General features: G+C 70.3%; 22 protein-coding genes and 1 pseudogene. 12 read left to right on the forward strand and 11 right to left on the reverse strand.

What is annotated here, in order from left to right; translation table 11 throughout:
* Position 1: 1 nt before the first annotated feature.
* Both IE325_RS38055 and IE325_RS38060 read right to left on the reverse strand, forming a co-directional pair.
* Positions 2-667, reverse strand: a complete 666-nt coding sequence (locus tag IE325_RS38055) for an anti-sigma factor family protein (protein WP_190074840.1) — start codon at positions 665-667, stop codon at positions 2-4.
* A 5-nt stretch (positions 668-672) separates the two neighbouring features.
* Positions 673-1,248, reverse strand: coding sequence for an RNA polymerase sigma factor (locus IE325_RS38060; protein WP_190074839.1), 576 nt, complete (start codon positions 1,246-1,248; stop codon positions 673-675).
* A gap of 134 nt (positions 1,249-1,382) precedes the next feature.
* On the opposite strand from IE325_RS38060, the gene IE325_RS38065 reads away from it, so the two are divergent.
* The 3 genes and pseudogenes from IE325_RS38065 to IE325_RS38075 all read left to right on the forward strand — a co-directional run.
* On the forward strand, positions 1,383-1,835 hold the full coding sequence (locus IE325_RS38065; protein WP_190074735.1) for a plastocyanin/azurin family copper-binding protein: 453 nt from the start codon (positions 1,383-1,385) through the stop codon (positions 1,833-1,835).
* Positions 1,825-2,244 (forward strand): hypothetical protein, encoded by a 420-nt coding sequence (locus IE325_RS38070; RefSeq protein ID WP_190074736.1) that lies wholly within the window; start codon positions 1,825-1,827, stop codon positions 2,242-2,244. The genes IE325_RS38065 and IE325_RS38070 overlap by 11 nt, the downstream gene beginning before the upstream one ends.
* Before the next feature lie 52 nt (positions 2,245-2,296).
* A pseudogene (locus IE325_RS38075) lies at positions 2,297-2,502 on the forward strand (transposase); the annotation flags it as partial.
* Positions 2,503-2,672: 170 nt separating this feature from the next.
* On the opposite strand, the gene IE325_RS38080 reads toward IE325_RS38075, so the two are convergent.
* Entirely contained in the window at positions 2,673-3,119 is a 447-nt protein-coding gene (locus IE325_RS38080; RefSeq protein WP_190074737.1) for a hypothetical protein, read from the reverse strand.
* A 540-nt stretch (positions 3,120-3,659) separates the two neighbouring features.
* Between IE325_RS38080 and IE325_RS38085 the strand changes: the two genes are divergently transcribed.
* From IE325_RS38085 to IE325_RS38105, 5 genes are all read left to right on the forward strand, one after another.
* Entirely contained in the window at positions 3,660-4,385 is a 726-nt protein-coding gene (locus IE325_RS38085; RefSeq protein WP_190074738.1) for a GntR family transcriptional regulator, read from the forward strand.
* A gap of 111 nt (positions 4,386-4,496) precedes the next feature.
* The gene (locus IE325_RS38090) at positions 4,497-5,567 is read left to right on the forward strand and encodes an Ldh family oxidoreductase (RefSeq protein ID WP_190074739.1); all 1,071 of its coding nucleotides are present in this window, start codon (positions 4,497-4,499) and stop codon (positions 5,565-5,567) included.
* Positions 5,564-5,866 (forward strand): putative quinol monooxygenase, encoded by a 303-nt coding sequence (locus IE325_RS38095; RefSeq protein WP_190074740.1) that lies wholly within the window; start codon positions 5,564-5,566, stop codon positions 5,864-5,866. The genes IE325_RS38090 and IE325_RS38095 overlap by 4 nt, the downstream gene beginning before the upstream one ends.
* Positions 5,867-5,880: 14 nt before the next feature.
* Positions 5,881-6,303 (forward strand): cupin domain-containing protein, encoded by a 423-nt coding sequence (locus IE325_RS38100; protein WP_190074741.1) that lies wholly within the window; start codon positions 5,881-5,883, stop codon positions 6,301-6,303.
* Positions 6,304-6,444: 141 nt separating this feature from the next.
* Positions 6,445-7,683 carry an aldehyde dehydrogenase family protein gene (locus IE325_RS38105; RefSeq protein ID WP_229912306.1) on the forward strand — a complete coding sequence of 413 codons (1,239 nt, stop codon included), beginning with the start codon at positions 6,445-6,447 and terminating at the stop codon, positions 7,681-7,683.
* 136 nt (positions 7,684-7,819) lie between these two features.
* Here the strand turns inward: IE325_RS38105 and IE325_RS38110 are convergent, their stop codons facing one another.
* The 3 genes from IE325_RS38110 to IE325_RS38120 all read right to left on the reverse strand — a co-directional run bounded on the left by IE325_RS38110 (position 7,820) and on the right by IE325_RS38120 (position 10,638).
* Positions 7,820-8,554 (reverse strand): dienelactone hydrolase family protein, encoded by a 735-nt coding sequence (locus IE325_RS38110; RefSeq protein WP_190074742.1) that lies wholly within the window; start codon positions 8,552-8,554, stop codon positions 7,820-7,822.
* Between the two features lie 555 nt (positions 8,555-9,109).
* Positions 9,110-9,928: a hypothetical protein gene (locus IE325_RS38115; protein ID WP_229912307.1), complete on the reverse strand. Its 819-nt coding sequence runs from the start codon at positions 9,926-9,928 to the stop codon at positions 9,110-9,112.
* 260 nt (positions 9,929-10,188) lie between these two features.
* Positions 10,189-10,638 carry a hypothetical protein gene (locus tag IE325_RS38120; protein ID WP_229912309.1) on the reverse strand — a complete coding sequence of 150 codons (450 nt, stop codon included), beginning with the start codon at positions 10,636-10,638 and terminating at the stop codon, positions 10,189-10,191.
* 510 nt (positions 10,639-11,148) lie between these two features.
* On the opposite strand from IE325_RS38120, the gene IE325_RS38125 reads away from it, so the two are divergent.
* Entirely contained in the window at positions 11,149-11,667 is a 519-nt protein-coding gene (locus tag IE325_RS38125) for a hypothetical protein (protein ID WP_190074744.1), read from the forward strand.
* Between the two features lie 212 nt (positions 11,668-11,879).
* Here the strand turns inward: IE325_RS38125 and IE325_RS38130 are convergent, their stop codons facing one another.
* Entirely contained in the window at positions 11,880-13,037 is a 1,158-nt protein-coding gene (locus IE325_RS38130; protein ID WP_190074745.1) for an RNA-guided endonuclease InsQ/TnpB family protein, read from the reverse strand.
* Between the two features lie 24 nt (positions 13,038-13,061).
* Between IE325_RS38130 and tnpA the strand changes: the two genes are divergently transcribed.
* Both tnpA and IE325_RS38140 read left to right on the forward strand, forming a co-directional pair.
* Positions 13,062-13,490 carry an IS200/IS605 family transposase gene (tnpA, locus tag IE325_RS38135; protein ID WP_190074746.1) on the forward strand — a complete coding sequence of 143 codons (429 nt, stop codon included), beginning with the start codon at positions 13,062-13,064 and terminating at the stop codon, positions 13,488-13,490.
* Positions 13,491-13,587: 97 nt separating this feature from the next.
* Positions 13,588-14,130 (forward strand): hypothetical protein, encoded by a 543-nt coding sequence (locus IE325_RS38140; protein WP_229912311.1) that lies wholly within the window; start codon positions 13,588-13,590, stop codon positions 14,128-14,130.
* Between the two features lie 396 nt (positions 14,131-14,526).
* Here IE325_RS38140 and IE325_RS38145 read toward each other — a convergent pair whose 3' ends face one another.
* From IE325_RS38145 to IE325_RS38160, 4 genes are all read right to left on the reverse strand, one after another.
* Positions 14,527-15,162, reverse strand: coding sequence for an Rv1733c family protein (locus IE325_RS38145; protein ID WP_190074747.1), 636 nt, complete (start codon positions 15,160-15,162; stop codon positions 14,527-14,529).
* Positions 15,163-15,301: 139 nt separating this feature from the next.
* Entirely contained in the window at positions 15,302-16,150 is an 849-nt protein-coding gene (locus tag IE325_RS38150; RefSeq protein ID WP_190074748.1) for a rod shape-determining protein, read from the reverse strand.
* The gene (locus tag IE325_RS38155; protein WP_190074749.1) at positions 16,147-16,512 is read right to left on the reverse strand and encodes a TraR/DksA family transcriptional regulator; all 366 of its coding nucleotides are present in this window, start codon (positions 16,510-16,512) and stop codon (positions 16,147-16,149) included. Before IE325_RS38155 ends, IE325_RS38150 begins: the two co-directional genes overlap by 4 nt.
* 66 nt (positions 16,513-16,578) lie before the next feature.
* On the reverse strand, positions 16,579-16,839 hold the full coding sequence (locus IE325_RS38160) for a TraR/DksA family transcriptional regulator (protein ID WP_229912341.1): 261 nt from the start codon (positions 16,837-16,839) through the stop codon (positions 16,579-16,581).
* A gap of 564 nt (positions 16,840-17,403) precedes the next feature.
* On the opposite strand from IE325_RS38160, the gene IE325_RS38165 reads away from it, so the two are divergent.
* Complete coding sequence (locus tag IE325_RS38165; RefSeq protein ID WP_190074751.1) at positions 17,404-18,363, forward strand: HAMP domain-containing sensor histidine kinase; 960 nt, start codon at positions 17,404-17,406, stop codon at positions 18,361-18,363.

The following is an 18,363-nucleotide window of genomic DNA, read 5'->3' on the forward strand; positions in this document are numbered from 1 at the left end:
GTCAATGGCTGGTCGGGAAGCTTGCCGTGGCCAGGAGGGTTCCGTCCGGGGCCGTGAGGCGGGCGCCGGTCAGGGTGGCCGGGTCGGTCGTGGCCGGTGCGCCCCAGTATCCGTGTCCGTCTTTGAGGGGGAAGGAGCCCACCGGGACGGTCGATCCATCGACGTGTACGAGGAGACAGCGCACCGGGCCCCGGCCGTTCCCGCCCAGGTCGACGGACATGTACACCCAGCCTTCGTCACCCGCGTGAGTGTAGATACGGCCCACCTCGTGACCGTCGGAGACCAGGGCCGCCTCCCGCAGGCCGGCGTCGGTGCGCTGTGTGACCGGCGGTGGCGCGGCCTCGACCACCGTGCCGATCGCCCATCCGCCGAAGCCGCAGGCGAGGGCCGCGGCCACGGCGGCGGCCGCCAGCCGTGGGCGATGCCTGCGCCGTTTCGGCGTGGGCACCGGATCCAGGGCCCGTACGACTCGGCTCTCGAAACCGACCGGCGGCTCGGCGCCCGGCAGCAGCGCGAGCAGACCGTCGCCGACCGCCGTCAGCCGCTCGACGTGCTCCCGGCAGTCCGGGCAGCGGTCCAGATGGGCGACCGCCTCGGCGCGCTCGCGGGCCGGCAGGACCCCGAGCGCCAGCTCGGCGTCCAGCTCCCGCAGCCGCTCGCACTCCATGCCGCTCACCGCTTCTCCGCCGCTTCGAGGAGGGCCCGTACCTTGAGCGTCCCGGTCCGGATCCGGGTCTTCGCCGTGCCCAGCGGAATGTCCTCCGTGTCCGCGACCTCCCGCGCCGTCATCCCGTAGATCCCGGCCATCACCAGGGCCCGCGCCTGTTCCCGGGGCAGCTCCGCCACCGCCCGCCGGACCCGCTCCGCGCTGTCGTCGGCGAGCGCCCGCCGCTCGGGCGTCTCGGTCACGGTGCCGAGCAGCGCGTCCAGATCCTGCGGGTCGAGGGGGCTGGCCCGCCGGGCCCGTACCGCGTCGATCGCGAGGTTGTGCGCGATCGACGTCAGCCAGGACCGTACGGAGCCGCGCCGGGGATCGTAGACCTGTGCGTGGCGCCAGGCCCGCTCGAAGGTCTGCTGGGCGATGTCCTCGGCGAGCTGGGGGTCGCCGAGGACGGCGAGGGCCACGCCGAAGACCGTGCGCTGGAATCGGCGCACGAACGCGACGGCGAGCTCCGGATCGCCCGTCGTCAGACCGGTGAGCAGTGCCTCGTCGGGGACCCGCCCGAGGGAGAGGCCCATGCGCCACATACCAGGCATACGTTCCGCCGCCCGGAAGGGATTGCCTTTATGTCCATTCTCCGCCCGCGCGATCCCGCAGGGGCGCAATCCCTTGGCCCGGCAGCGCCGTACCCCTTGCGGGGGGCGATCCGGAGGACCGACTCATGACCACCCCGCACATCCGCCACCGCCTGCTCCTCGGCGTGGCCGCCGGCGGCCTGACCGCCGTGCTCGCCGCCTGCGGAGGCGGCGGAAACGGCAGCAGTAGCAGCAACAGCACCAGCGGCAGCACCGGTGCCCCGGTCACGGCGCAGCTGTCCGACTTCCACATCAAGCTCTCGACGGAGAAGTTCCGGCCCGGCCCGTACACCTTCACCGCGACGAACACGGGCTCGCACGAACACGCCCTGGAGATAGAGGGCCCCGGCGGCGAGAACCGCAGCAAGACGGTGGAGCCGGGCCAGTCCACGACCCTCACGGTGACGCTTAAGTCCGGCTCGTACGAGGTCTACTGCCCCATCGACGGACACAAGGACCTCGGCATGAAGACGCACATCACCGTCGGTGGAGCCCCGGCGCCGTCCGGCAACAACACATCTCCGGGCGATGGCTACTGACCGAGGGGCCGCGACGCTCGTCCTGCGCCTGGCCGGCGCCGGGCTGACGGCGGCGATGGCCGCGATCCATCTGCGCCTGTGGGCCGAGGGCTACCGGGACCTCGCCACCATCGGGCCACTCTTCCTGATCAACGGCGTCGTCGGCATCCTGCTCGCCCTGGCGCTGCTGGTCGCGCCCGTGCGAGGGCTCGGCCCAATCGCCGCCGTCACCGCGCTGTTCACGGCCGGCACGCTGGGCGCTCTGGTCCTGAGCCTCACCGCGGGCCTGTTCGGATTCAACGAGTACATCGACGCGGAGCTGGTCCGCCCGACCCTGTACGTCGAGACGGCGGGAGTGCTCGTCCTGACCACCCTGGCGGTGAAGACCCTCAGCCTCAGCCTCAGCCACCGCCACCGTCCTCGTCGCTGATAGTGCCTCGTTACGTCGCGTGATCTCGCCTGGTGGTGGGCCTCTTCGTGGCGTGAAACTGGGGGAAGTGGAACGGCTCCGCAGAGAGTTGGCGGGGTTCGTTGCGGATGTCTTCGGGTCGGTTCCGCGGCGGGATCAGCGGCGGTGGGCGGGTGTTGTCTGCGGGCGCTGATGCTGGGCGGCCGTCGCAAGTCGATCCAGCCGATGGCCGAGCGGCTGCCGGACGGCAACGCGCAGGCTTCGCAGCAGTTCGTGAACCTCGGGATTTCAGTCGAGTCGGTGACCTGCGCGGGGTGTGACTGAGCGCGGTACCTGTCACTGCGCCCTACGGCCAGAGCCCCTTTCCGCGGGCTGCTTCGGTCGGAACCTCAAGGCCTGCGCTGCTGCGAAGGGCCTCACCGAAAGGCTGGCTCGCCGCCTGGCAGCGCTCAAGCCTCCGTCCCGCATCCGGGGAAGCCTGGCGGCATGTGGCAGGCAACCAGCATGTTGTCCGGGAAGGACAGGCAGCGGTCCGGGTCTGTGGCCCATTCGGGCATGGTCATCAGCAGGGTCATGATCATCGGCGCCTCCGGGGCGCGCCGCATCAGCGCCTTGAGGACGACGGTCGCCTTCGTGCAGGTGCGCCTTGCATGGCAGAGGCCGATGTCAGCGGCGCCGCCGAGGAGCAGCCGGGCATCAAGCTCCGACAGGGCTCGGTGGGAGATGTTCGGGAGGGTGGAGCGAGACACCAGCCGCCGTTTCAGGGCCGCGACAAGGGCCTCCCGCAGCCGCTGGGCGCTGTCCGGGATGTCGTCGACGGCCCAGAAGACCCACGCCCACCACCCGATGCTGCGGCCGGCCCGTGCGTTGCTCGCAAGCCACAGGGCCCGACCCATGATGAGGGGAGGGACCGTGGGGAGGCGGGCTCGAACCAGGCCGAAGACTTGGAGAGCCGGCCCTGTCACTGCCGGCGTTCCGCTTCCGAAGTCCTGCTGCCGGTACGCCCGGCAGCGTAGCCCGGGCGGGTGAATCCGGCGCGGTGCTGCGCCTCTATGGGCTCACGCCCTCTCGCGCGAACTGCAGGAAACCTCGCGGGGGCTCCCGTCCATCCGACGTGGCCGCCTCTCGTGCAGGCCCCCGACCAGGAATGAAGCCGGACCGGCCTGAGTCTTAAGAAAAACACAAAAGGGCCCCGAGGGCGCCAGTACGTCCACGCCATGGGCGCGGCGCGCTGGTGGTCCAGGAAGCGGCGTCCGGTGGGACCCCGTCCCGCGACCGGTCGGGGGCGTGGGGCGAAAGTCCGGGTCCGGCAGTGGGGTCGTCGGCTTGAGGCAGGACCGAGACGTGTCTGCGAGCCGTATCTCCGACTGGTGGATGCACCGTCGCCCGTAAGCTGTATACAGAAAAGTGTGCGGTAGGGATGGACAGGGAGTCTCATGGCCCGGGCGACTGGCAAGAGCGAGGCGGTCTACGAGCGGCTCAAGGGCGACATCGAGTCGCTGCGGCTGCGGCCGGGGGCCAAGCTCGGCGAGGTCCAGCTGGGGGAGGAACTGGGGGCTTCGCGGACGCCCGTGCGGGAGGCGATCCGGCGGCTCGCGGGGGAGGGGCTGGTCGACTTCGTGCCGGGGGAGGTGGCCCGGGTGGCCGCGATCTCGCTGGGCGGGGTCCGGGCGCTGTTCGAGTTCCGGATGCTCCTGGAGCCCCGCGCGGCCGCCTCGGTCGCCACGGTGGGCGCCGCGGATGAGCGGACACTGGTGCCGTTCCGTGAACTCCTTGTCCGTCTTGAGGTGTTCGACGAGTCCTTCCGTGCGCTGGACTCCTCCGCGCAGGCGGGCTCCTACCAGGAGTTCTACGGCATCACCGAGGCGTTCGACCAGGCGGTCATCGCGGCCTGCCGTAACCCGTACCTGGCCCGCACGATTCGCGACCTGCGCAGCCAGACCGTACGTCTGCGCCATCTCTCGCACAGCGGTCCGCGCCGCATGCTGACCTCCCTGGAGGAGCACCGCGCGATGCTGAAGGCGGTTACGCACGGGGACGCCCAAGCGGCGGAGGCGGCCTGCCGGCACCACCTCGCGCAGACCCTGCAGGCGCTCATCGACAGCCTGACCGGCCTCGATCCGACACTCGGTACGGATGTGTCGCTGGACGTCGCAGGCTGAGGCACACCATCGGGGGCTGCCTGTGGTGCCACTGTATCGAGTGCTGTATACAGGAGTGGATACATCACTCGGCGCATACATCACTCACTTCTCGATGCGAGAGGCCGCCTCATGCCGCACACCGTCGGCGCCACCGACCTGCTGGGCTTCGCCGCAGCCACCGCCGAAGCCCACGGAGTCCCGTCGGCGGACGCCCGTCTTCTCGCGGACACCCTGGTGACGGCGGAGCTGTGGGGCCACCCGTCCCACGGGATGCTGCGCCTGCCCTGGTATCTGAGCCGTGTCGCCGGCGGAGCGACCGCCGCGGTCGCGACCCCCGAGGTCGTGAGCGACAACGGCGCCGTGGTCGTGGTCGACGGCCATGACGGTCTCGGTCAGGTGCTCGCCGACCGCGCGACGCGCTGGGGTGTGGAGCGGGCCCGCGAGCACGGCATCAGCGCCGTCGCGGTCCGCAACTCAGGTCACTTCGGGACCGCCGCATACTTCACGCGCAAGGCCGCCGAGCAGGGCTGCGTCGCACTGCTGGCGACCAACGCCAGTCCGGCGATGGCCCCGTGGGGCGGCCGGGAGAAACGGGTCGGTACCAACCCGTGGTCGATCGCGGCGCCCGGCGGCCGCTACGGCACTGTTGTGATGGACATCGCCAACACGGCCGTGGCGCGCGGCAAGATCTACCACGCCAAGGAGCGCGGCGAGCCGATCCCCGAGGGCTGGGCGGCCGACGCGGACGGTGTGCCGACCACGGACCCGCGGCGCGCGATCGAGGGCCTGATCCTGCCGATGGCCGGTCACAAGGGCTACGCGATCTCCTTCATGTTCGACGTGCTGGCGGGCGTGCTGACCGGCAGCGCCTTCGGCTCGGCGGTCGTCGGCCCCTACCGGCCCACCGGGCGCAGCGGCGTCGGCCACCTGCTGATCTGTATCGACATCCGCTCGATGGCCGACCCGGCCGACTTCGAGCAGCGGATGGAGGCCCTGATCGAGGAGACCAAGTCCACCCCCGTCGCCCCGCACACGGCCGAAGTCTTCGTCCCCGGCGAGCCGGAGACCCGCACCGCCGAGCGCCTGCGCACCGAGGGCATCACGCTCGCCGACGACACCTGGACCGCCCTCGAACGCATCGCCGCCGCCACGGCCGTACCCCTGCCCCTCCCCGCCAACTCCCAGGAGCTGCCCGCATGATCGCCCTGACCGTCTCCCTCCAGGTCACCCCCGGCTGCCGGGAGGACTTCCTCGCGGCCATCAAGGAGAACGCCGAACGCTCCTTCACGGACGAGCCCGGCTGCCGCTACTTCGACGTCGTCTGCGACCTGACCGACGACCACCACTTCGTCTTCCACGAGATCTACGAAGATGAGGCGGCCGTCGAGACCCACCGTTCCGCACCCCACTTCAAGGTCTGGCGCGAGGCCGCGGCCAAGTACGTCGTCCCTGGCACCCAGGTCAACACGCTCTCCCGCCGCCTGTTCCACCACTCCTGAACGGAGCCACCGCCATGTGCAGCGACCACCTCCTCATCCACCCTGACAAGGTCGAACGCTTCGACCGCGGTGGCGGTGTGGCCACCGTCCCCTACGTCGGCAAGTGGAACTCGGCGACGGCCGTGATCACCACCGGCCAGACCGTCTTCCGGCCCGGCACCGGCCTGCCCCTGCACAGCCACAACGTCGAGGAGTCGGTCCTGATCCTCGAAGGCGAGGCGACCGCGGAGATCGACGGCGAGTTCCTCGACCTGGAGGTCGGCCAGGCCACCTGGGTCCCGGCCGGGATCCCGCACCGCTTCATCAATCGCGGCGAGGGCGTCCTGCGGATCTACTGGGTCTACGGCGGCCGGGACGTCACCCGCACCATCACCGCCACCGGCGAGACCTTCGAGCACCTCTCGGAGCACGACAAGGGAGGGGCACCCACCGCATGAGCAGGATCATCCAGACCGTCGACCCGTCAACCGGCGAGCTGACAGCCACCTACGACGGCTGGGACGCGGACCGTATCGAGACCGCGGTGGCGCGGGCCCACGCCGTGAGCCGTGTCTGGGCCCTGGTGCCGGTCACCGAGCGTGCCGCGCGCCCAGCGACTTGTCCGGACCCTGCGCGAGCACAAGGATCACCTCGCTTCCCTCGCCGTCACCGAGATGGGCAAGCCGGTGGCCGAGGCCGAAGGTGAGATCGAGAAGTCGGCGGTCACGGCCGAGTACTACGCCCGGCAGGGGCCCGGCATCCTCGCCGACGAGCGCGTCGAGGTCGACGGGGCGGAAGCCTGGGTGGCGTATGAGCCCGCCGGACTCGTCCTGGCCGTGATGCCGTGGAACTTCCCCGTCTGGCAGGTCATGCGCTTCGCCATCCCCTCCCTGGTGGCGGGCAACGGCGTCCTGCTCAAGCACGCCCCCAACGTCACCGGAAGCGCGCTCGCCCTCCAGGATCTCTTCGTCGACGCCGGTTTCCCGGAACACCTGGTGACCACGCTGGTGATCGCCGACACCGACGTGCCCGACGCGACGGCCCGGCTCATCGAGGACGACCGGGTCGCGGCAGTCACCCTCACCGGAAGCAACCGGGCGGGCGCGGCCGTCGGCGCGGCGGCCGGGCGCGCGGCGAAGAAGTCCGTGCTGGAACTGGGCGGCTCGGACGCGTTCGTGGTCCTGGACGACGCCGAAATCGAAACGGCCGCGGCGGCCGCGGTGAAGGCGCGCTTCACCAACTCCGGGCAGAGCTGCGTGTGCGCGAAGCGCTTCATCGTCGCCGCCTCCGTGGCGGACGCGTTCACCGCCGCGTTCGTGGCCGGTGCCGAAGCGCTACGCGTCGGCGACCCGCGTGACCGGCAGACGCAGGTGGGCCCGCTCGCCCGCGACGATCTCCGGGCGGCGATCCAGCGGCAGGTCGAGGAATCCGTAGCCGCCGGAGCACTGCTACTGACGGGCGGCAAGCCTGTGCCCGGCGACGGCTTCTACTACCAGCCCACCGTCCTGGCAGGCACCGGTCCGGGCATGCCCGCCTTCGACGAGGAGACCTTCGGCCCGCTCGCCGCCATCGCGGTGGCCCGGGACGACGAGGACGCCGTAAGGCTCGCGAACGCCACAGCGTACGGGCTCGGCCTGAGCGTCTGGACGACCAACCCCGGCCGTGGCGTCGCCCTGGCCCGCCGGATCACCAGCGGAGCCGCCTTCGTCAACGCGATCGTCGCCTCCGATCCCCGCGTGCCCTTCGGCGGCACCAAGCGCAGCGGCCACGGCCGCGAACTGGCCGCCGCCGGCATCCGCGAGTTCACCAACACCCGCACCTACTGGGTCACCGCCTGACCCGATCTCACCCTGCCGGAACACGGCACATGATCGGACGGTTGCGCACCCGACCGGACAACGTCCGCGCCGACAAGGCCGTAAGGCTCCCGAGCGAACGGCGGACCTCTTCAGGTGCGGTTTCCGGGCCGGAGCCTCAGCAGTTGGCCAGATTGCGGCCGAGGAGGGGAAGCAGGTGGTCCCAGTGAAGCTGCAATGCCGCGGGGTTGAAAGCGTCGGTGTCGGCCATGGTGAAGCCGTGCACGGTGTCGGGGTAGATCTCAGAGGTGTAGTCGACGCCCCCGGCGTCCAGGACCTGGTTGAGCTCGGCGAGGGCTTCGGGCGTCAGGTCGGTTTCGGCGTGGCCGAAGTGGGCCTCGGCGGTGAGGCGGCGCAGGCTGTCGGGCCCGGCGGCGCCCACGGGGGCATGGAAGCCGGCGACGGCGGCCACCTGGCCGGGGTGGGCCACGGCGGTGCGTACCGCCAGGAGGCCGCCTATGCAGTAGCCGGTCACCGCGACGGGTCCGGCGCAGGCCTCGGGCTGGGTGGTGAGGAACCTGAGGTAGGCGTCGGCGTCGCGCTGGGTCCGTTCGACGGTGTGCGCCTCAATCAGGGGCATCAGCTGACCCATGACTGCGGTCCGGGCCTCTTCTCCGATGTGCTCGGGAAGTTCGAACACAGGTGCCGGGCCGTGGCGGTAGAAGAAGTTGGGGACGAGCACGTAGTACCCGTGGCCGGCCAGTTCGCGGGCCATATCCCGCAGCACGGGCCGGATGCCGAAGCCGTCCGCGTACATCAGCACCCCTGGGTGCCGCTCGCCATCGTCGGGGAAGGCGGCGAAGGCATCGGCCTGGCCGTCCGCGGTGGGAATGTGCAACATCTTGGTGGGCATGAACTCTCCTGTCGTGGTTGATGTGTCCTGTGATCAACACGACGGAGGCGGCGCCCGCGCAGCAGCGCAAGATCCTGGATCGAACAACGGGCCCGCACCGACCCGTACGGCGCTCAGAAGAGCACCGGGTCACCGATCCGTGTGTGGCGCGATGCCGTCCCGGTAGTCATCCCCGCAACCTAGTCCACCGAACAAAGCCGACGCCAGCACCCCCAGCACAGAGCAAGAGCCTTGCCGCTCTGGCCCTTGCGATCAGGGCGCCGTGAGGAGCGCCTACCATGCCTCCGTGACGCGCCCCTGGACGGTACGAAGGATGGCCGATCAGTTTGTTGAGCTGCTCGGAACGGCTCCTGCCGGCATCGATGGCGGCACGCTGACGTTCGTCCGAGGAAGCCTGTACAACACGCTTTCGATCTGGAAGGACCGCTACGACCGATCGGTGGGTGGGCCCGCGGGCAGCGCGCCCCCGCACCTGCGGCCGCATCTGTCTATTTCCCTACGCGCGGTGTCCTCCCCGGTGGCATGCCCGGTCGGGTGTTCGGGGTTCGGTGTCCGTCAGCGTCGTCCGGCCAGTGCGTGGTCGGCGTTGGCCAGTTGGGTGCGTATGTCTTTCTTGACGGCGGCGAGTTCCTGTTGCTTCGCAGCCATCTCTCGTCGCTGGTACGCCGCGTCGACCGACGACCAGACTCCGATGACGTTCGTCTCCCGTTTGCAGGCCACGTCCGTGCTCGCGAGCGCGAGCTCGGCCCGGCCGGCCGTCGGACCGTTGAACTTGGGGTCCTTGCCGGGCGCTTGGGTCGGATCGGCGTAGGTGTAGTCGTTGTTCTGCCGCTTCATACACCGTGACCAGGCGCGGAAGACCGCCACCACACGAGGGTCGCGTTGTGAGGCACGGTAACTGCCGATGTTGATCGCGGCGACGAGCTCTCGGTTCCCCAGCCTCTGCGGGTCCCCCGACAGCGCCTTTGCGGCCTCACCCTGGCAACCGCCTGCGGGGAGCCGACGACCACGCGAGTCAGCGACCGACGGCGTACCGTCCTGGTTCAGCCCGCGCAGTACGAGCATTGCCTCCGGCCCCAGCCCTGGCTGAGGCGTGGGCTTGCTCCTGACCTGCGGTGGCGCGGAGCCGGGGACCGGGTGGTAGCCGTAGCGTGCCGCCTTGGCCGGGTCGGTGATGCCGTACCGGTGCGCCGTGTTGGCCGGGTTCAGGGTGCCTGTCTCCGGGATGGGACCGGTGGGGGCGGGCCAGGAATGGCCGAAGCGCCGCATGCACGACTCGGTCAGTACCGCCTTGGCCCGGAACAGGCGCCCGACCTGGCGATCAGTGAACAGGTAGGGCTCGATGGGCAGTACCAGGGAACTGACATCGAGCATTTTCGGCACGGTGACGACGGGAAGCGGCCCGGAAGCCTTCGGTGTCCCGGATGGAGTGAGCGCCGGTTTCGACTCCGCCGCCTGGCCCTGCGCGCACCCTGCCGTGACCGCGAGCAGAATGATGGCCACCCCGAGACGTCGGGTCCTGTGATCATTTCGCGCCGACATGCTGTCGTATCCCTTCCGGGGTGCGGGTGCGGCAGAGACCATTGCGGGCCCGCCCGCTCGCCGCTGCGCGGGCGGGCGGGCCCGGGCAGACGTCAGCCGGCGTAGTACCAGCCGAGCGAGGCGTTGTTGTTCTGTACCCCGGAGTTCAGCGGGCGGGACTCTCCGGGCCAGACGTCGTCGTAGGGTGCGTTGCCGCTGGCGTTCTGGTTCTCGTTGTAGAAGATGCGGGCCCTGAAGCTCGGGTCGTTGTTCCAGGCGCGGTACACGTTGTTCTTCACGTACTGGCCGTGACCCTCGCCGTCGGCCGCGAAGGTGTGCCCCGCGAAGTCATTGACGCCGGTGCCGTACTTGCTCCAGGAACTGTTGCTGGAGGCGCTGTAGTAGAGGTAGACGTTGCCGTCCCAGTCGGCTGCCTGGGCCTGGGCTTGGGCGGGTGCGGCTTTCCCCTTCGCGGCAGCCGGCGCGGTGGCCAGCGCGGTGCTGCCGGCGATCAGTGCAGCGGCGACTGCGATGGATCCCACCATGCGACGTGCAGTTGTCACGATGCTCCTCCCGATGGTGTGCGGAACGGGGTGACGCCTGGGCAGGAGTCGGCCGCCTGCGTGAGCTTTCCCCCGTGTTGATCGGCCCTGAGACTAGGCCGGGCGCGGTAGGTGACGGTCCTGACAGATGTCAGGACCGGGCTGTGCGCCAGCCGGCGGCGACACCAGAAATCTGGTGCGTGCGCCTCGTACGACTCACCGGCAGGTACGCACGGTGTGGAACGAGGAGACCGATCGCGTCGCCGGGACCGGACCATCCGTAACGGCGCCTGCGCACGCAGTGGCTCGATCCCCGAGGGCATGTCGCTGGTGGTGAACTGGCAGCGCGTCATCGCCTGTGCCAGCCGCAGATCAGAGCGTGATCACCAGTGGTGGTACGGCTGCTGGGGGGCGGGCCGCACGAGAACGGATCTTCGAGAGCCTGGTGTCGGCGCTCGACGGGCAGGCCGGGCCTCGGGAAGGGATCAACTCGTTAGACGCCCGGGCAGGGCAGGTGGCACGCTCCTGCGCGTGAGCGCCCTTGACGTTCTGGTCCGGTTCGGCTGCACGGCAGCCATCGGTCCGCTGCGCTGCGGCGCGGCTGTCGACGAGGCGGTGGAGGCGTTCGGGCCGCCGTGGGAAATGGGCCCGGTGAGCCGGCGTCGGCGCTGGCCCCGTCTATTCGCCTACGGGGACGCTGAGTTCTGCGTCTGCCGCTGCCGTCGTATCACGCTGATCAGCGTGCAGACCTGGCGGGACGTCATCGAGCTTCCCGTCCCCGGGACGACGGCACTGGCCACGTTCGCAGGATCCCTCACCCGCGCACAGGTCACGGCGGAGCTCGGCGCGGTCGGTTGCCGCCTGAGTCCCGTGACACTCGGCCAGCCACCCGGACAGATCGCCCTGCGGGCCGGGGCGAGTGGTGTCGTTTTCACTTTCCGGGCCGAGGCCGGCTGCGAGCCCCTGCTGGAGAATGCCGGCCACTGGTCCAGCTGCCACGTGTGCACACCCCCGGCAGTGGGCGCTGCGGATCACGGCTTCGGCGTATGAGTGGGGATCCGACCCGGCCGACTGATGGAATGCGACGTTGCCGAAGCGGGCCGGTGATCAGCCAGGGCAGCCAGAAGGGCCGGCGTCCGCTCCGACCCGCCCGCCGCCAGGAACGAGGACTGTCGAGTCAACTTCACCCGAGCCCTGAAGGGCCGGGTTTGGAGGTAGCGCCCAACTGGCTGCTGGGTTGGCTCCTCCGTCCAGACACCCCGCTATGGGGTGGCAGGGACGCGTGACTCACGCCCCGCTGTCCACGCGTTCTCGCCGCGGTGGGCGATCGTGCGGGAAGCATTCCGGTCGGCGTGGGCAACGACCCCGCACCTCCGGCAGATGAAGCGGGCCTGATCGACCCGGTTGCTCTTCTCGATGTGGTGGCACTCGGCGCATTCCTGGCTGGTGTACGCCGGATCGACGTACACCAGCGGGACACCGGCACGGCGGGCCTTGTACTCAAGGAACCGGCCGAGCTGGGCGAAGGCCCAGGAGTGGAGCGTGACCCGTTGGGGCCTTTTCAGCCGTGCCCTCTGCCGGATGCCGCCCAGGTCTTCCAGGGCGATTCCGCGCGAGGTGCGTTCAGCCTCGGTCACGATCTTCTTCGCGATGATGTGGTTGGTGTTCTTGACATGCCGCGCCTCGCGGCGGGCGCGTTCCTTGAGCCGGCGCTTGGCGCTCTTGGTGCGCTTCTTCTGGAGCTTGGCCCGCAGGGCGAGCTGCCGCTTGCGGTACCGGTTCAGGCCGCGCCCGGCGGCCTGGTAGCCGGTGGACGTGGTGGCAATGTTCGCGATCCCGAGATCCACACCGATGAAACCGTCCGGCTTGTACTGTGCGGTCTCAGGAACCTCGGACGTGGCGATCAGGAACCACATGCCGTCACGGTGGACGAGGTCGGTTTCGCCCTTGCGATGCTCGGCGAGGAGCTTGCGGCCCTGCTCGGAGCAGTCGAACCGCACCCCACGAATGCGCCCGGACGTGGTCCAGATGCTCACCGTCTGCTCATCGACCTGCCAGGACAGGCAGCGATCGTCATACGGCTGCGCAGCATCGGGGCGGAAGGTGATCGGCTTGGACTCGGCCTTACGGCGGCGCCTACTGCCGGGCCTGCCGAGATTCCCGTTCCGGATGTTCGCCTTGAGTGTCGTGTACGCGTCGGCGACCTTCCGCAGCACATGCAGCGCAGGCTGAGCCGACAGGCCCCGGTCTTTCAGATCACGGTACGCGAAACCCTGCAACGCCTTACGGGACATCTCGCCCCGCCCGTGGGCCTGGCCGGACAGCCAGTTCGCCGCCTCATTGCAGGCGCGCAAGGTTGCCTCAAGCGCCGACGCCACCTCGGGCCTCGGCATGAGGCGAACCTGCACGACGATCTTCATGCCAGGCACTCTAGCATCGTGTCTATGTCACCGAGATGGGAACCAAAACCCGATATCCGTAGGGGCCGCAGCGTCATCCACACCCTGCACGCACATCTGGTCTTCGTCCCGAAATACCGGCGTGGAGTCTTCACCGACGAGATCCTGACGCGCTGCGAAGAGATCATGCGGGAGGTGTGCGCCAAGGCGAACGCGGAGCTGCGCGAGTTCAACGGTGAACGCGATCACGTCCACCTGCTCATCCACTACCCACCGCAGGTCAAGCTGTCCGCCCTGGTCGGCTCCCTCAAGGGCGTCTCCGCGCACTACCTCCGCAAGGAGTACGCCGACCACATCCGCGAGTACCTGTGGGGCGACCACTTCTGGTCGCCGTCCTACTTCGCGGCCTCCGCCGGGGGCGCACCGCTCGCCGTGGTCAAGGAGTACATCGAGAACCAGAAACGCCCCGACTGAGGTCAACAGTGCAGACCCGCGCTCACGGTGCGGGTCACCCCTATCCAGAGAAGCCATTCCTCCCGAGCCCTGAAGGGCCGGGATTCCTGGCTAGATCTTGTTGAACACCGATGCCGGTCCCGAGCACCCGGCCCGCGATCTCAGCACCTGGACGATCGAGTGTCTTCACCAGTTCGCCCAGGACGCCCGGGGCCGGCAGCTTGAGGTGGTACGTGTCGTCGCGCAGGGCCATGCCCATCGCGCCGACGAGCCCTCCGAAGCCCGACGGCAGTGGGCCAGGCTGTCTTTGCAGGCCAACCGGCGCCTGCACGGCGACAGTGTGTGGGACCAGGCACGAGCGGCTCACCAGGACTTCATGCTCCGGATGTGGTTGATCGACAAGCTCGGCCCTGACACCGAGGACCATGACTTCAGCCCCGAGGCACTGGCAGTCGACACGGTCACCGCGCTCGCCCTCACTCCTGGCGAGGCACATGCCCTGGCCGGCCACTGGCGCGACCTCGCGGTCGAGCAGATCGGCGAGCTGCGGCGGCACAGAAATCTGACGGCCCATGTGGACAGGCTCGTCTGTCACTTGCAGCCCGGCCCGATACGGGATCGGCTCCTGGCCTGGACAGAGATCCGTCGGGATCTGCCCTGACCGGTAGCTCGCGTCCCCCCGGCTCCCGACTCCGATCGCAAAGTTCATCGAAGAGAGGGTCAGGGGGTTGACGGACGGATGGGATCGAAGGTCTCGGTACCTGCTTTCGCCCACCAGGCGCCCCGTGAGGGCATCGTTGCCCAGCCGGTGGGCCGTCCATGGGGCATGGACGTATCCGTCGGCCACGTCGGTATAGAGCCTCGTGCAACATGCTTTAGGACGTGGCGTTCTCGGGACGCGGGTAACAGCAGGTCTGCCCAGCCCGCAACTGCCCCGCACTCGCACCGCGAGGGCGTCCAGAAGCCTCTGGTGGCGTGTTGGGCTGTTGGACTACCCGAGCGCCCCGACGTCGCCGATTCGCCAAACACGCCCTAGGCGCGCGGTCCCGTCCGTGGTTCAGGGGAATGTCGTCCAACGCGGCGCCGTTTCCGCCCACTTGGATTCCCACTCGGCCATGTTGTGACGGTGCAGGACGTGGGCCGCGGTGCCGTAGGCGGCGGTTCCGGCCAGGGCGACGGTCAGGAAGGCGAGGAGGGCCCAGCCCATGGTGCGGCTGCGGATCTGTTCGGCGGTCATGGGCGGGTCGGTGAGCGCTCCGTCCGTGTCGACCCACACCTCGACCTTGCTGTCGGCGGTCAGTCCGGGCAGCACGTCGGTCTTTGCGGTACGGGTTCTGCCCTGCGGGTCGGTGAAGCGGACCGTGGCCGGGTAGCGGGTCTTCTTCGCCTCCTCCGACCCGGGTTCGGGGTGACGTGGGGCGTCGTGCGTGAGTACGGCGGTGGTGAGGTGCCGGGTCTGCTTCTGGTGGGCGGCCGTCATGACGTAGTGCCGGTAGGCGACGTCACCGATGGCGAACGTGGCGACCAGGCCGAGGAACGGCACGAGGAGCAGCAGGCCGAGTGCGATCCAGCCCTGGAGACGGTCGCTGCGCCGGCGCAGTGGGTTGTGCCGCCAGTGCCAGAGCGACAAGGGGTGCACCCAGGGGTCCCGGGGGCCGGGGGGCGGCTGCGCGGGTGGGATCGTGCCTGACACGGTTTACTCCTTCCGGGCGCCGGGGCGGGCAGCGGTGGTTGGGCGGCAACACACGAGACCCCGATGGGCGGCGATGCCGGAGTGGCCGCCACGGCCAGCGGAACGGCACCGGCCGTGGCGGGTGGGGACGGGGCCGGGGTCAGTGGGTGTGCGGGCCGGGATCGGGGCCGCCGGGTGGGTGAGTGGCCCTGGCCGAGGGGTGGGCGTGTGCGGATTGCAGGAACTTGGCGGCACCGCGGATCGCGGCGGTGTGCGGCGCGGGGACGGCCCGCAGGGGCGCGTGCAGGCTCCCGGTGAGCCGGTAGATCAGGTCGGGACGCAGCGCGCCGCCGCCCGCCAGGAGGGCGCCCCGGCACAGCGCGTCGGCGGTCACGGATGTGCGGTCCTGCCGGAGCATCGACGTGATCATGGTGGTGACTGCCTCGATGATCTCCGCCGAGGTGCCGGGCATCGAGAGGTCGGTGGTGCCCAGGGCGGTGCGGCGGGCGTCGAAGACGGCGCCGTCGACCAGAAGGACCACTTCGGTGAGGTGGGCGCCGATGTCCACCACGAGCAGCGGCCGGGACAGGTCCGCGTTGGCGGTCAGTGCTATGGCGCGCGCGGCGGGGACGGTCAGCACCGCGCGCGGACGCAGCACCTCCACCGCCGCACGGGCCCGTTCCCGGTAGGCGGGCCCGTCGAGGACCGGCGTGGTGACCACGACTAGCGGGCGGGTGAGGCGCGGCAGACGGTGGCCGAGCAGCCGTTCGAGCATCCGGGACGCTCCCGGGACGTCGACGATCGTGCCGCGCTGGATCGGATACACCGCCCCGGCGCCCGGGAAGGTGATCGTGGGGACGTCCAGGATCATTCCGCGGCCGGCGATCCACGCACGGGTACGGGCGCTGCCCATGTCGAGGGCGAGGCCGCAGCACTGCCGGCACAGTGGCCAGGGCCGGTGCCGGTGGCCGTCGGAACCGCCGGTGCGGGGACGGGGAACGAGGGTCATCGTCCGGCCTCGCGCACCCGCTGGCACCGCGTGCAGTAGCGGGCCTGCGGAACGATCGTCAGCCGTTCGCGGTCGATGGCCCGTCGGCACAGATGGCAGCTGCCGTAACTGCCGTCGGCCATGCGTCCGAGGGCCGCCTCCACGTCGGCGAGCACCATGCGCGCGGACGCGGCGAGTTTGACGTGCACCTCGGCCTGCGCCGCGGAGCGCCGGCCGCGCAGGTCCTCGGCGCGCGGCGCCGCGGTGATCTGCCGTAGCTGGTCCTGGCGGAACAGGCGCTGTTCGTGGAGGTTTTCCCGGAGCGCGGCAAGGTCCTCGGGCGACAGGTGTGCGGCACGGTCGCCGACGGTCTGGTGGTTCACGACTTCACCCCTTTTGAGCAGGGCAGGAGAGGAAGGCGGGTCAGGACTAGTCCGAGAAGCCGCCGATCACACGGCGGCCCGACCCTGGCAGGGAACGCAGTACCGGGTGTACGGGAGGATCTCCAGGCGCTCGGCGGGGACGGGCTTGGCGCAGCTCAGACAGGAGCCGTAGGAGCCGTCGTCGACGCGGGCGAACGCCTCGTCGATCTCCTTCAGGACCCGCTGGATCGCCCCGGCCTGGGTCGACAGCAGGTGGTCGTCCGCGCTTTGGCCGGTCTCGCTGAGGGCCTGGAGCTGGGCCAGCCGGCTGTTGCGCGCGTGTTCCAGACGCTGGCGGACCTCATGAGCTCCCGGCCGGCCGGGACGGGGATCCGGCTGCTGGGAGTGGGCGGGCGCCTGAGGGGGCTGGGAGGTGGGAGAGGCGTCGAGCGGCACGACAGGGTCCTTTCTCAGCAGGTGACGGGCGCAGCAACGGCCGCCCGGTCCGCCGGTCCGCGGGCTTCCGTGGAGACCGCGGGCCGGGCGGAACCGGACGGCCCTGACACCCTCGACTCTGCTCCGCGCGGCGCCGGAAACCCATCGGTCACAGGCCCCATTCGCCGGGGACAGCGATGCCCATACGGCGACCGCCCGGGGCAGCGATACCCACGCGGCGACCGCCCGGGACAGCGATACCCACGCGGCGACCGTCAGGGAGCGCGATGACCATCGGCGGGCGCATGGGTACCCCACGGCCCGGGATATGGGGACCAGACCCCATCGACCGCGCGCGTGAGGTGGGGCAGGCTGGCCGGGTTCGATCAGGCCCGGACGCCGCGGCTCGCGGGCAGGGGGTGTGATGGCTGTCGGCCGAACTGGTTAGGGTCGGGTCGTAGAGGGAGGAATCACCCGGTGTCGTTGTTCTGGCGGATCTTCGGGCTGAACGCCGTGGTCCTGGGCATCGCCACGGCGCTGCTGCTGTGGGCGCCGGTGACCGTCTCCGTGCCGGTGCTGCTGACCGAGGCGATGATCCTGGTCGGCGGCCTGGCCGTGATGCTGGTCGCCAACGGTACCCTGCTGCGCTGGGGCCTGGCCCCGCTGGACCGGCTGACCCGCCTCATGACCACCGTCGACCTGCTGCGCCCCGGTCAGCGGCTGCCCGTGCCCGGTGCCGCCGGCAGCGAGGTGGCCGAGCTGATCCGCACCTTCAACGCCATGCTCAACCGGCTGGAGCACGAGCGCGCCACGTCCAGCGCCCGAGCGCTGCTGGCCCAGGAGGCGGAACGCCGCCGTATCGCCCAGGAACTGCACGACGAGGTCGGGCAGAGCATGACCGCGATCCTGCTGGTGCTCAAGCGCACCGCGGACGACGCCCCCGAGCCGCTGCGCGAGGACCTCCAGCAGGCCCAGGAGATCACCCGGGAGAGCCTGGACGAGGTGCGGCGCCTGGTACGTCGCCTGCGCCCCGGCGTCCTGGACGATCTGGGCCTGGTCAGCGCACTGACCTCGCTGGCGCAGGACTTCGCCACCCACACCGGGCTGCGTATCGTGCACCGCTTCGACAATGCCCTGCCCGCCCTCGACCACGAGAGCGAGCTCGTCCTGTACCGGGTCGCTCAGGAGAGTCTGACCAACGCGGCCCGGCACGCGGACGCCCGTCGCGTGGAGGTCACCCTGCGCGGCGCCGACGAGGCGGTGACGCTGGAGATCGCCGACGACGGCCGCGGCATGGAGGCCGTCTGCGAGGGCGCCGGGATCCGCGGCATGCGGGAGCGGGCGCTCCTCGCCGGCGCCACCCTGGACATCGCCTCCACACCCGGCACCGGAACCCGGGTCCGGCTCACCGCCCCAGTCCCCAGGAAGCAGCCCTGA

Origin of the sequence: Streptomyces lanatus (assembly GCF_014655715.1) — a bacterium.
GTDB classification, from domain to species: Bacteria; Actinomycetota; Actinomycetes; order Streptomycetales; family Streptomycetaceae; genus Streptomyces; species Streptomyces lanatus.

Coding starts and splice junctions, on each gene's coding strand:
- IE325_RS38065 (WP_190074735.1), top strand. CDS start 1,383: ATGACCACCCCGCACATCCGCCACCGCCTGCTCCTCGGCGTGGCCGCC.
- IE325_RS38110 (WP_190074742.1), bottom strand. CDS start 8,554: ATGCCCACCAAGATGTTGCACATTCCCACCGCGGACGGCCAGGCCGAT.
- IE325_RS38055 (WP_190074840.1), bottom strand. CDS start 667: ATGGAGTGCGAGCGGCTGCGGGAGCTGGACGCCGAGCTGGCGCTCGGG.
- tnpA (WP_190074746.1), top strand. CDS start 13,062: ATGTCACCGAGATGGGAACCAAAACCCGATATCCGTAGGGGCCGCAGC.
- IE325_RS38070 (WP_190074736.1), top strand. CDS start 1,825: ATGGCTACTGACCGAGGGGCCGCGACGCTCGTCCTGCGCCTGGCCGGC.
- IE325_RS38100 (WP_190074741.1), top strand. CDS start 5,881: ATGTGCAGCGACCACCTCCTCATCCACCCTGACAAGGTCGAACGCTTC.
- IE325_RS38130 (WP_190074745.1), bottom strand. CDS start 13,037: ATGAAGATCGTCGTGCAGGTTCGCCTCATGCCGAGGCCCGAGGTGGCG.
- IE325_RS38150 (WP_190074748.1), bottom strand. CDS start 16,150: ATGACCCTCGTTCCCCGTCCCCGCACCGGCGGTTCCGACGGCCACCGG.
- IE325_RS38095 (WP_190074740.1), top strand. CDS start 5,564: ATGATCGCCCTGACCGTCTCCCTCCAGGTCACCCCCGGCTGCCGGGAG.
- IE325_RS38085 (WP_190074738.1), top strand. CDS start 3,660: ATGGCCCGGGCGACTGGCAAGAGCGAGGCGGTCTACGAGCGGCTCAAG.
- IE325_RS38060 (WP_190074839.1), bottom strand. CDS start 1,248: ATGTGGCGCATGGGCCTCTCCCTCGGGCGGGTCCCCGACGAGGCACTG.
- IE325_RS38090 (WP_190074739.1), top strand. CDS start 4,497: ATGCCGCACACCGTCGGCGCCACCGACCTGCTGGGCTTCGCCGCAGCC.
- IE325_RS38115 (WP_229912307.1), bottom strand. CDS start 9,928: ATGCTCGATGTCAGTTCCCTGGTACTGCCCATCGAGCCCTACCTGTTC.
- IE325_RS38080 (WP_190074737.1), bottom strand. CDS start 3,119: ATGGGTCGGGCCCTGTGGCTTGCGAGCAACGCACGGGCCGGCCGCAGC.